Here is an 11413-nt window from a genome sequence, read left to right on the forward strand (position 1 = left end):
GCGCATAGCGGTGCTCCACCGGGATCTTCACCTGCCCACTGCCGACGATCGCGAACAGCTCGTCGGCCATCGCCTGCGTCGACTCGCGGGTCGCGATGTGCGTGAACACCGTGGGCCGCGTCAGGTACAGCGAGCCCTTCGCGCCGAGCACGCCCAGGTCGACGGGCGGCACCTTGCCCGACGCGCTGCCGTAGCTGGCCATCAGGCCGAACGGCTGCAGGCAGTCGAGCGACTTGTCCCAGGTGTCGCGGCCGACGCCGTCGTACACCACCTTCACACCCTTGCCGCCCGTGATCTCGCGCACCCGGGCCGCGAAATCTTCCCGCGCGTAGTTGATCGTGAAGGCCGCGCCATGCGCCTGCGCGGCGGCGCATTTCTCGTCGGTGCTCGCCGTGCCGATCAGCTGCAGCCCGAGCGCACGCGCCCACTGGCAGGCGATCAGCCCGACGCCGCCGGCCGCGGCATGGAACAGCACGAAATCGCCCGCCGCGAGCCCCGCCTGCGGCAGCGTGCGGCGCAGCAGGTACTGCGTGGTGAAGCCCTTCAGCATCATCGCCGCCCCCTCGTCGAAGCCGATCGCGTCGGGCAGCTTCACGACGCACTTGGCCGGCATCACCCGCAGCGTCGCGTAGGCCCCGGGCGGCTGGCTCACGTAGGCCGCGCGGTCGCCGGCTCGCAGGTGCGTCACGCCCTCTCCCACCGCCTCGACCACCCCGGCTCCCTCGACGCCCAGGCCAAACGGCGCCGGCAGCGGGTAGGTACCGCTGCGGTGGTACACGTCGATGTAGTTGATGCCGATCGCATGGTGGCGGATGCGGATCTCGCCCGGGCCGGGCTCGCCGACCACGACCTCCGACAGCGTCAGGGTCTCGGGCCCGCCGGCTCGGTCGAGGCGGACGGCATGTGCAGTAAGTGGCATGGGTTGCTCCAGTGGATGCGTTATCGTGCCAGCACTCCCGCGACCCTGCCCGTACCCGGTCTTGAAACGCCTCACCACCGCACCCAACCTCGCCCTCGCCCAGCTGTGGGCCGACATGCTCACGCAGACGGGAATCCCCACCACCGTGCAACGTGCGTTCGCGAGCAGCCTGTCCGGCGGCGTGCCGCCCAGYGAGACCCTGCCCGAGCTGTGGGTCGACGACGAGGCCGACCATGCGCGCGCCCTCGTGCGGCTCGACGAGCTGCAGCATCCGCGCCGCCACCTGTGGGCCTGCCCGCAATGCCATGAAGTGATCGACGGGCCCTTCGAGCAGTGCTGGAACTGCGGCGCCGCGATGCCCGCGGCATGAACCCGCCGCACGGCCGCCCGAAGGCGGGTTCGCTCCCGCTCGGCGGGAACGCGCGCAGCGCGAGGGTGCCGTCATGACCGCCCTCCATCCCCGCATCATCCTGATGCTGACGCTGCCACCCCTGTTGTGGGCGGGCAATGCGGTGGTCGGGCGGCTGATGGTCGGCAGCGTGCCGCCGCTCGCGCTGAACGCGTTGCGCTGGTCGCTCGCCTTCATGCTGCTGCTGCCGCTCGGCTGGCGCCTGTTCAGGCGCCCGGGCGACCTCGCCGCGCGCCTGCGCTACCTCGCACCGCTCAGCCTGGTGGGCGTCGGCAGCTACAACGCGTTGCAGTACATGGCGGTCACCACCTCCACGCCGATCAACGTGACGCTGATCGCCGCCAGCTCGCCGCTCTTCATGCTCGCGATCGGCGCGCTGGCCTACGGCGAACATCCGACGCGGCGCCAGGGGGCCGGCGCCGTGCTGTCGCTGCTCGGCGTGGCGCTGGTGCTGTCGCACGGCCACCCGTCGACGCTGCTGCAGCTGCACCTGGTGCCCGGCGACCTGCTGATGCTGCTGGCCACCGCGCTGTGGGCGATCTACAGCTGGATGCTGGCGCGCCCGCCGGCCTCGATGCGCCCGCCCGAGCGGCCGCCCTGGAACGGCGCCGAGTTCCTGCTCGCCCAGGTCGGCTTCGGCGCGCTGTGGGCCGCTGCCGGCGCGGGCGCCGAGCACGCGCTCGGCGGGCAGCCGGTGCTGTGGTCCGGCGCGGTGTATGCGGCGCTCGCCTACGTGGCGATCGGCCCGTCGATCGTGGCCTATTTCTGCTGGGGCGCAGGCGTCACCGCGGTGGGGCCGGCGGTGGCGGCCTTCTTCGCGAACCTGACGCCGGTGTTCGCCGCGCTGATGTCGGCCGCGATGCTGGGCGAGGGGCCGCAGTGGTACCACGTCGCGGCGTTCGGCTTGATTGYCGCGGGGATCGTCGTAACATCCCGCGCAGCGCCCCGCAGGACACCATGACACCTTCCGGCCCCGTCGCAGTTCCCTCCGCTCGCAAGCGCTCGTGGCAACTGCTGTACGGCGCGGCCGCGCTGCTGATCCTGGTGGTGATCGGGCTCGACCAGCTCCTGGGCGTCAAGGTCAACGACCGCTTCGGCGACTCGCTCGCCGCCGACCGCAGCTGGGCCGCCCGCTTCGAGGCGCTGGGCGAGCTGCGCCGCCTGGCCGGCGAGGTCGACGCGCCGGCCAACGACATCTTCGCGTCGGGCCAGGTCGACCATGAACGACTGCAGCTGCATGCCGCGCACGGGCGCTTCAAGCAATCGCTCGCGGCCGCGGTGCAGCGCTTCGAGGCCCACCCGGCCGAAGGCGAGCGCGAGCTGATGGTGCAGGGGCTGCAGTCGGCCGGCAGCACGGTGCAGCGCATGGTCGAGCAATCCGAGACCACGCTGCAGCGCTTCGGCGAGCAGCGACTCGATGCGGCCTCGCGCGCGATGGTCGAGGTCGACCGCAGCTACGCGCAGCTGCAGGAAGACCTGCGCAGCGTCGCGCGCATCTCGCGCACGGTGCAGAAGACGCAGATCGACGCGCTGAGCCAGTCGGTGGGCCGCTACCGCTGGCTCGAGTTCGCGAGCGCCGTCGTCGTCACCGCGATCACGCTGGGCATGCTGGTCTACGGCTTCCTGATCCGCCGGCGCATGGAGCTGGCTTCGGCCGAGAAGGCGCAGCACCTGTCCGAGCTGCAGGCGGCGAAGGATGCGGCCGAAGCGGCCAGCCAGGCCAAGTCGCAGTTCCTCGCCAACATGAGCCACGAGATCCGCACGCCGATGAACGGCGTGCTGGGCATGACCGAGCTGCTGATGGGCACGACGCTGAACGACCAGCAGCGCCGCTTTGCCGACAGCGCGCACCGCTCGGGCCAGGCGCTGCTGGGCGTCATCAACGACATCCTCGATTTCTCGAAGATCGAGGCCGGCAAGTTCGAGGTCGAATCGCTGCCGTTCAACCCCTGCGAGGTGGCCTACGACGTGGCCGAGCTGCTCGCGGTGCAGGCGCATGCCAAGGGGCTCGAGGTGATCTGCCAGATGGGCCCCGACCTGCCGGTGCGCGCCTACGGCGATGCGGCGCGGCTGCGCCAGGTGCTGATGAACCTGCTGGGCAATGCGGTGAAGTTCACCGAGCGCGGCCACGTGATGATCTCGGTGACCAAGATGCCGGCCAGCAGCGCGGCGCACAACCATGCGGCGCTGCTGGAGTTCGCGGTGTCGGATTCGGGCCCGGGCATCTCGACGGCCGACCAGGCGCGCGTGTTCGATGCCTTCACGCAGGCCGACAGCTCGCGCACGCRGCGCCACGGCGGCACCGGGCTGGGCCTGACGATCTCGAGCCAGCTGGTGGCGATGATGGGCGGCAAGCTGCAGCTGCAGAGCACGCGCGGCGACGGCTCGCGCTTCTGGTTCTCGCTGCCGATGCGGCTGGTGCCCGACAGCCAGCCCCTGCTGACCGACCGCGAAACCGCGGCGCTGCAGGGGCTGCAGGTGCTGGTGGTGGACGACAACACGACCAACCTCGACATCCTGCGCCACCAGCTGAGCGCCTGGGGGTTGCGCGTGGACACCGCCGAGAGCGGCGAGCATGCGCTGCAGCTGATGAGCAAGCGGCCGGTGGTGCACGACCTGGCGATCCTCGACGTGCACATGCCCGACATGGACGGCCTGACGCTGACGCAGCGCATCCGCGCGAACCGCCGGCTCGACGGGCTGAAGCTCGTGATGCTGAGCTCGCAGGGGCTGGACATGCCGGCGATCAGCCTGACGCGGCTGGGCGTCGATCGCTGGCTGTCGAAGCCGGTGCGCAAGCAGGAGTTGCGGCGTGCGCTGATCGACCTGCTGGCCCATGAAGCGCAACCGGTGCCCGCGGCCGCGCTGCCCGCGCCGCCGCCGGTCCCCGGCCCGGGCGGCCCGGTGAGGAGCGCGCGCGTGCTGCTGGCCGAGGACCACCTGGTGAACCAGGAGGTGGCGGCGCAGATGCTGCGGCTGGCCGGCTACGACGTGCAGGTGGTGTCCGACGGCCAGGCCGCGATCGACGCGGCGCGCAGCCATGCCTTCGACGTGGTGCTGATGGACTGCCTGATGCCGGTGGTCGACGGCTTCGAGGCGACCGCGCGGCTGCGCGAGATCGAGCGCGCCGAGGGCGTCAGCGACCTGGCCCGACTGCCGATCGTCGCGCTCACCGCGAACGCGATGAAGGGCGACGTCGAAGCCTGCCTCGCCGCCGGCATGGACGACTACGTGGCCAAGCCGTTCACGCAGGAGCAGCTGGTGGCGGCGATCGAGCGGCGCCTGAAGGCGCGGGCGGTGCAGCGGGCGGAGTGAGTCAGTTCTGCTGCGCGGTCTGTTCGAGTTCGCGCTCTTTCGCATCGATCATCTCGCACAGCACCACCCAGGCGGAGTTCATCTGCTTTCCGCCATGATTCGCGCGTTTGCGCTCGCGATCGGCGTGGGCTTGTTTGCGCTCTTTCGGCGTCTCTTTGCCGGGAGACAGCCCGGCTTTCCATTGCTTGTACCCCGCTCTTTTCTTGTCGCTCTCCTCCTTTGATGGACGCGCTCCACGCGCAGACGTGGGCTGATGCGCATCAAAGTCAACCTGGTCCTTGCGAAGCCGAGGCATCCCATTGAACGCCAGCCCCTTCCTGGCGTCGTACGCAGCCTCTCTCCTCTGCATTGCGGCGATCGAGGAGACGACGTTGCGCCAGATGCGCGTCTCGGAAGGTTTCCATCGCCCGGCATTGCGCGGATCGGCTTCGGTCTCGGCGAGGGTGTTGAGGGCGTCTCGTGCCGCCTTGATCAACGCACCGCCGCGGCTGTCGATATGGGTGCGAACTTCACGGACCATCGAGAATGCCGGCTCGTAATCTTCCTTCGGGCCAGGGGGTTGAATCAATTCCAGTACAGCGTCCCACCGCTCCCAGACCCGCCTGCGGCATTGATTGAACGACGCCTTGTCCATTGCGTCGGAGCAATAGTCTGGAATGGCATTCGCCAACTCCTCCGCGGCCTTTGCCAGGGCCTTCAGCGCATCCTGGCGATCACCGGTGACGCCTTCTGAGCGAAGCCGCGCCCAGTGACTGAGTTGAACAGCGCCGTCGGCGGTGAGCCCCTCTTCCAGAGCTTGCATTTGCTTCGCACCCTGTCGGCAGATGGCCGACGAGATGGCATGGGGATTTTCTGGCGGCTGGTCCGCGAACAGGACCTCGCGAAAGCGGTTCCTTGCCATCGCACGCGCCGCATCCGTCGATCCCTCCTGGCCCCCCCTGTACTTCAGATCACTCCCGCGATTGACACCCGTGGATGACACCTGCGGCATCCTGCTTGCACTACCGATACTGCTACTGCTAGACATCTTCGGACCCACCGTTCACGTGGAACCACCGGCAATGACAACCAGCGCACAAAAGTGGAACCACATGCCTGTGTCGCTTCAGGTTCGCCATCGTTCCGGCGAAGGTACAACAGGCTTCACAGACAAATGCAGCACAGACGAATGCATTGCGGGCAACGAGCGAAGCGCTAGACCCGATGCCGCACCGGCGCCACGCTCCACGACACCGTCGGCTGGTCGATCATCGCGTGCACGCGCGAGTGGCCCATCTCGTTCATCAACCGCGCCATCGCGACCCGGCCGTGTGCCGCCGAATCCCAGATCAGCATGTCGACGACGGTGCCGTCGTTCCACTGCGCGAGCCGGCGCGAGCGGAATCCCGCCTGGCGCTTGAGCCAGTCGTCGATCTCGACGTTGGCGTCGATGAAGTCGTCGCAGGTGCAGTTCGCCAGCTTGAAGGTGGTGATTTCGATCGCTTCGGTCATGGGCTTCCTCCGGTGAGACGGCTCGCATCATCCTGCAGCCGGCCCGCGACCTGTTAGCCGGATCCTCCAGAACTCATGCACGATCCTGCAAATCGTGCGCTCGCGGCGCGGCAACGCGCAGCGTCTCGTGCAAGATCGTGGGCATGGTTTCGACCCTTGACCGCTACGCCGAGATCGCCGCGCTGATCGCCCGCCACGCGCCCGCCGACGGGCAGGCCACCACCGCCATCGGCAACCTGTTCTTCGGCCGCTGTTCGTCACCGTCGCAGCCGCACTACGCCGCGCAGTGGCCCTGCTTCGCGCTGCTGGCGCAGGGCGAGAAGATCCTGACGCTCGGCAACGACGAGTACCGCTACGGCGTCGGCGACTACCTCGTCACCTCGGTCGACCTGCCGATCGTCTCGCGCGTCACCGTGGCGAGCGCGGCATCGCCCAGCCTCGGGCTCGGCATGTCGATCGACGGCGTGCGGCTCACCGAACTGCTGCGCCGGGTGCGCGCACCGCAGGCCGCGCCGCCCGGCGACGGCCTGCGCGGCGTCACCGTGAACCGCGCGCCACCCGAACTGCTGGACGCGGTGATCCGCCTGCTGCGCCTGCTCGACAGCCCGCACGACATCCCGGCGCTCGCACCGCTCGTCGAGGAGGAGATCCTGTACCGGCTGCTGACCGGGCCGGATGGCGGGCGGCTGCTCGCGATCATGTCGGCCGACAGCCGCAGCAACCGGGTCGGCAAGGCGGTCGACTGGCTGCGCCGGCACTTCGCCGAGCCGCTGCGCATCGAAGACCTCGCATCGCACGTCGGCATGAGCGAGTCGTCGCTGCACCACAACTTCAAGGCGGTGACGGCGCTGACGCCGATGCAGTACCAGAAACAGCTGCGCCTGCACGAGGCGCGCCGGCTGCTGGTGGTGGAGCGGCTGGGCGTCGCGACCGCCGGCCACCGCGTGGGCTACCAGAGCCCGTCGCAGTTCAGCCGCGAGTACGCGCGGCTGTACGGCCAGCCGCCGGTGCGCGACGTGTCGGCTGGCGTGGCGCCCGAGGCCCAGGGCCTCTAGTCCAGTTCCGACTCAGGGCTTGTAGGGCAGCGTCAGGTAGTACCTGCCCAGCTCGGTGAGCTGGCCGTCGGCGCCGAGCAGGCTCGAGAAGTGCACGTCGTTGCTCCAGCGGCCGGTGAACCAGGCGTAGCGCACGACATCGGCGCGGTTCTCCAGCACGCCGACCATCTCGGCCATCTGCGCCTTCTGCTTGGCCACGCTGTCGATCTGCGCCGAGCCGTCGCCGGTGTGCCAGTTCGCGAACTCGGTGACCCAGAACGGCTTGCCGTATTTGGTGAGGCGATCGAGCTGCGCGGCCAGGCCGTAGTCGTACCAGTGGAAGGCCAGCATGTCGATGCGCGGCGCGCGCTGGCCGTTGGCATTGCGGTAGGCGGTGTAGAACGCGTCCATCCAGACGACGGGATCCTCGAAGCCGGCCAGGTTGCCCCAGGTGATCTGCGGGCCGACGATCTTGACGCCGGTCTTGGCGGCCAGCGCCTCGACACGCGGCCAGGCCGCCGCGGTGTCGGCCGGCGACATCGTCGCCTGGCCCCACAGGTTGGGCTCGTTGAGCACCAGCAGGTACTTGTACTGCGGGTTGGCCTTCAGCAGCGCCTCGATCTCGGCATCGTTGAAGCTGAAGTTCCACAGCATCGGCACGAAGTCGGTGCCGGCCGGCGGTGTCAGCTTCGGCCGGGGCGACCAGTTGTACCACCAGGACACGCCGGGCGACAGCGCGTTCAGGTCGGCGGTGGTGGCCACGTCGTAGGCGATGCCGCGCTTCGCGCTCTTGCCGACCGGGTTGGCCGGCGTCGTGCCGGCGTCCGCGACGAGGCGCCACTGCTGGTTGTCGGTGCGGGTGCAATCCCACTGGTGCACCACGCCGCCGACCGCGGTGCTGAAGTCGCGCACGTCGAGGCACTTGCCGCTGTGTCGCGCCTTCAACTCGAAGGCATCGCCGATCGCGGTGGCGGTGTAGCGCTGGTTCGCGCCGGCGTTGTCGGCGAGTTGCTGCACGGCCGCGCCGTTGGCGGTGGACGATGCGGCGACGCTGATCGACTTGCCGCTGCGGACATTGGTCAGGCGCCAGGCGCCGCCGCCGGCCGATGCAACATCGAAGCGCTGCGCGTCGTCGCTCGCRCACGCGGCCTGCAGCAGGCGCGCGGCATCGGCGGTGCTGGCACCCTCGATGCCGACGCACAGTTGCGAATGCACCGAGCGCACCGAATAGCGCCCGACCGCCGGGCCGGCCTTGCCGCCGCTGGCCGCGGGATGAACGGTGAATGACTGCGCGGGTTCGTCCTTGCAGGCGAGCTGCTGCAGGCCGGTGCTGCTCGATGGCGCAATGCACTTGCCGCTGCCGGCGTTCGCCAGCGCGAAGCGGTTGCCGCCGAGCCGCTTGAACGCGAAGCGCTGCGCGTCGGTGCCGTTGTCCTGCCACTGCTGCACGGTGGCGCCGTCGGCCGCCGAAGCGCTGGCGACATCCATCGCGCGGCCACTGCTTGCCAACAGTTTGTAGCGTCCTGAAGTATCCAGGCTCACATTGAAAGCCTGGGCCGTGCCGCTGTTGCAGTCAGCGAAGCGGAAGCGCGCGCCATCGACGTTGTCGGGTGCGGCTTCGAGGCACTGGTTGCTGCCGGTGTTGGCGAGCACGTAGCGCTCGGCCTGCAGTGGCAGCGTGGTGTCGGTCGCAGGCGCGAAGGCGGCGGCCGATTCCGACGGCGCGTCGGCAGCCGGCGCATCCGCCGTGCCGCTCCCGCTGCCGCCGCACGCTGCCAGCGTGCCGATCAGGCCGATCGCCGCGGCCACGCCGGCGGCTTTCCACTTCAAGTGAATCCTGCGCATCGTCCGTCCCCTGGTGGGCAGGTCATTGCCTGCGTCGGCGCAGTGTTATGGAACTGGTTCCAACTGGCAACGGCGGGGATGTGAGCAGGTGTGTAGCTGTCAGTGTCAGCCGGGGTGCATGCCGTGCCGACGCAAGCCGCGTCCGACCACGAGACCCCGCATCACTCGCACCGAATGCCCCGTGCGATGATCCGCGCAGGAGGCGCGGCCTCGCGCCTCGTGACCTTGAGAGGCCCTCGATGGAAACCTTGGACGACATGCGGCGCCGGCACCTGCTGACCATCGAACAGCATGCCGAGATCGGCGCCTGGGTGGCCAGCGCCAAGTCGCCGGAAGCGATCATGGCGATGCCACCCCACCTGTGGCGCGCGCTGTCGCTGGCCAGCGTGCTGATGAATGTCGATGCGGAGCTGACGCAGGCGCCGCTGCTCGGCGAAGGGTGAGATCACCGCCCGCGTCGCTCGCATGACCGCTACGCGGGCGGAAACATCTGGTCCAGACCGGCGAGCAGATTTGCCAGCATGCCGCGCGCGTTCTGCGCATTGCCTTTCACGGCAAGCTCCACACAGTGCATCTGATGGATCAGATCGCTGCTCCATCCGGGCTTGAACCGCTCGGTGTGGCACAACTTGATCAGTGCATCGCTGTCCGACGTCATCCAGACGTTGTTGTTGCTCATGGCGGTCAGACGCTGTCGAAGCTGGTTCACGGCGACCGGCGAAGGACCCGCATCCTGAGCCAGCAGCTTTTGAACGTCCTGCCAGGCATCGAATCGGCCAGGCAACCCTGACTCCTTGGCGTTGAGCTTCTGCAGCTTCTCGAACACCTCTTGCTGGCTCCTCGAGAAGTGGGTCTTGTAGTCACCGCTCGAGACAATCGCGTTCACCCCTGCGCGCACGTCGGACCATGAGATCTGCTGCTGGCTCCCGACGGTCTTGATGTCTTTGCTCAAGAGCGCGAGATCCTGGCACGCGGCCTGACAGGAGACGGTCGCCTTGCGCTGTGGCGCAGCCCCGGGGGCTGAAACCTGCCGCTGCAGCGGCGCCGGCGGCCGGGCTGACAACGCCTGGTTCCCCGCGTGCCGGCTGCTCTTGAAGGCGCGGCCCACCGCCGTCCATGCGCTGTATCGCGCCTGTCCCGGCTGCCCCAGCTGGGGCTTCAGAGCCTCGATGGTGTGCCTCAGCGCCGGCGACAACGTCGCAAATTCGGGAAAGGTGGCCAGGGTGTTCACGATCTCCTGGGCGAGCTTCCAGTCCTCGGGCTGAACTTCGGGCGTGGTCTTCCCGCGCGGTGCGTTGACACGCTGGTCTTCGTAGTGCTCCAGCATGCACTTCAAGGCACCGAGATGCGCCTGGAAATCCTGCACCTGTCCGCGGGCGCGCGCGGCCAGGAACGGAACACTCTGCAGGGTGGCGAACGAGGCCACCTTGAACAGGTGCGATCCAGAGCGAGAAATCAGATGGCTTTGCACGCAGTGCCCCGCGGAACTGCGCTGTTGGGGAAGCGAGGCGACCCTTCCGACGTGTTCCGATGAGGGGGCACTCTGCGAGCGCGGGATCTTGCGAACAGCATTGGGCTGAAGTTTGGTGGAAGGACCCATGGTGGCCTTTGCGGTTGAAGTGGCGTCCCGGGCGCCACCTCGGCCTCACAAGCGCCGAGCCCTCACCCGAGTAACGCCCGGTATGTCACGCCGGCCGCCACATCGTTCCACGCGCAGTACATCCTTCCGCCTAGAACGTCCCCGGATACGACCCGCCGTCCAGCAGGATGTTCTGCCCCGTCAGGTACCCCGCCTGCACGCTGCACAGGAACGCGCAGACCGCACCGAACTCCTCGGCGGTGCCGAAGCGCTGCGCGGGGATCGCCTTGCGCCGCACGTCCCACGCGGCATCGGCATCCTGCCCCGCCTTCTGCGCGCCGGCGCGCACGGTGGTGCGCAGCCGGTCGGTGTCGAACGCGCCGGGCAGCAAGCCGTTGATCGTCACGTTCTTCGCCGCGAGCTTGCTGCGTGCGAGGCCGGCGACGAAACCGGTCAGCCCGCTGCGCGCGCCGTTCGACAGCCCCAGCACGCCGATCGGCGCCTTCACCGCGCCCGAGGTGATGTTGACCACGCGGCCGTAGCCGCGCCCCGCCATCGCATCGACCGTCGCCTTGATCAGCTCGATCGGCGTCAGCATGTTGGCGTCGAGCGCCTTGATCCAGGCGTCGCGGTCCCACTCGCGGAAATCCCCCGGCGGCGGCCCGCCGGCGTTGTTCACCAGGATGTCGACCTGCGGGCAGGCGGCCAGCGCCGCCTCGCGGCCGGCGGCCGTCGTGATGTCGCCCGCCACGCTGCGCACCTCGCCGCGCTTCAGCGCCCGCAACTCGGCGGCCGTGGCCTCCAGCGCCTCGGCGCCGCGC

Annotated in this window: 11 protein-coding genes; 5 read left to right on the forward strand and 6 right to left on the reverse strand. The window is 69.0% G+C overall.

The window, feature by feature from the left end:
- A partial coding sequence (locus tag AC1D01_RS08510; protein WP_477865616.1) for a quinone oxidoreductase family protein occupies positions 1-919 on the reverse strand: 919 nt, incomplete at its 3' end.
- Positions 920-980: 61 nt separating this feature from the next.
- Between AC1D01_RS08510 and AC1D01_RS08515 the strand changes: the two genes are divergently transcribed.
- From AC1D01_RS08515 to AC1D01_RS08525, 3 genes are all read left to right on the forward strand, one after another.
- Positions 981-1289 carry a putative signal transducing protein gene (locus AC1D01_RS08515; RefSeq protein WP_465111883.1) on the forward strand — a complete coding sequence of 103 codons (309 nt, stop codon included), beginning with the start codon at positions 981-983 and terminating at the stop codon, positions 1287-1289.
- Positions 1290-1362: 73 nt separating this feature from the next.
- Positions 1363-2289: a DMT family transporter gene (locus AC1D01_RS08520; RefSeq protein ID WP_477865617.1), complete on the forward strand. Its 927-nt coding sequence runs from the start codon at positions 1363-1365 to the stop codon at positions 2287-2289.
- Positions 2286-4643 carry a hybrid sensor histidine kinase/response regulator gene (locus AC1D01_RS08525; protein WP_477865618.1) on the forward strand — a complete coding sequence of 786 codons (2358 nt, stop codon included), beginning with the start codon at positions 2286-2288 and terminating at the stop codon, positions 4641-4643. The genes AC1D01_RS08520 and AC1D01_RS08525 overlap by 4 nt, the downstream gene beginning before the upstream one ends.
- 1 nt (position 4644) lies before the next feature.
- Here the strand turns inward: AC1D01_RS08525 and AC1D01_RS08530 are convergent, their stop codons facing one another.
- Both AC1D01_RS08530 and AC1D01_RS08535 read right to left on the reverse strand, forming a co-directional pair.
- Positions 4645-5544: a hypothetical protein gene (locus AC1D01_RS08530; protein WP_477865619.1), complete on the reverse strand. Its 900-nt coding sequence runs from the start codon at positions 5542-5544 to the stop codon at positions 4645-4647.
- Between the two features lie 293 nt (positions 5545-5837).
- A complete protein-coding gene (locus tag AC1D01_RS08535) occupies positions 5838-6134 on the reverse strand; it encodes a hypothetical protein (RefSeq protein ID WP_477865620.1) in 297 nt (98 codons plus the stop codon).
- A gap of 143 nt (positions 6135-6277) precedes the next feature.
- Between AC1D01_RS08535 and AC1D01_RS08540 the strand changes: the two genes are divergently transcribed.
- Positions 6278-7189 (forward strand): AraC family transcriptional regulator, encoded by a 912-nt coding sequence (locus AC1D01_RS08540; protein ID WP_477865621.1) that lies wholly within the window; start codon positions 6278-6280, stop codon positions 7187-7189.
- Between the two features lie 12 nt (positions 7190-7201).
- On the opposite strand, the gene AC1D01_RS08545 is transcribed toward AC1D01_RS08540, so the two are convergent.
- Positions 7202-8998, reverse strand: coding sequence for a glycosyl hydrolase (locus AC1D01_RS08545; RefSeq protein WP_477865622.1), 1797 nt, complete (start codon positions 8996-8998; stop codon positions 7202-7204).
- A gap of 254 nt (positions 8999-9252) precedes the next feature.
- Here AC1D01_RS08545 and AC1D01_RS08550 point away from each other — a divergent pair, with 254 nt between their 5' ends.
- On the forward strand, positions 9253-9456 hold the full coding sequence (locus AC1D01_RS08550; protein WP_477865623.1) for a hypothetical protein: 204 nt from the start codon (positions 9253-9255) through the stop codon (positions 9454-9456).
- A 29-nt stretch (positions 9457-9485) separates the two neighbouring features.
- On the opposite strand, the gene AC1D01_RS08555 is transcribed toward AC1D01_RS08550, so the two are convergent.
- Both AC1D01_RS08555 and AC1D01_RS08560 read right to left on the reverse strand, forming a co-directional pair.
- Positions 9486-10613 carry a hypothetical protein gene (locus tag AC1D01_RS08555; protein WP_477865624.1) on the reverse strand — a complete coding sequence of 376 codons (1128 nt, stop codon included), beginning with the start codon at positions 10611-10613 and terminating at the stop codon, positions 9486-9488.
- A 130-nt stretch (positions 10614-10743) separates the two neighbouring features.
- Positions 10744-11413: SDR family oxidoreductase (locus tag AC1D01_RS08560; protein ID WP_477865625.1), on the reverse strand; the 670-nt coding region annotated here is incomplete at its 5' end.

This window comes from Rhizobacter sp. P3_B12 (assembly GCF_056402895.1).

What these genes read in the sequence shown, in the direction of transcription:
- AC1D01_RS08540 (WP_477865621.1), top strand. Translation starts at nt 6,278, where the DNA reads ATGGTTTCGACCCTTGACCGCTACGCCGAGATCGCCGCGCTGATCGCC.
- AC1D01_RS08535 (WP_477865620.1), bottom strand. Translation starts at nt 6,134, where the DNA reads ATGACCGAAGCGATCGAAATCACCACCTTCAAGCTGGCGAACTGCACC.
- AC1D01_RS08530 (WP_477865619.1), bottom strand. Translation starts at nt 5,544, where the DNA reads ATGGCAAGGAACCGCTTTCGCGAGGTCCTGTTCGCGGACCAGCCGCCA.
- AC1D01_RS08550 (WP_477865623.1), top strand. Translation starts at nt 9,253, where the DNA reads ATGGAAACCTTGGACGACATGCGGCGCCGGCACCTGCTGACCATCGAA.
- AC1D01_RS08555 (WP_477865624.1), bottom strand. Translation starts at nt 10,613, where the DNA reads ATGGGTCCTTCCACCAAACTTCAGCCCAATGCTGTTCGCAAGATCCCG.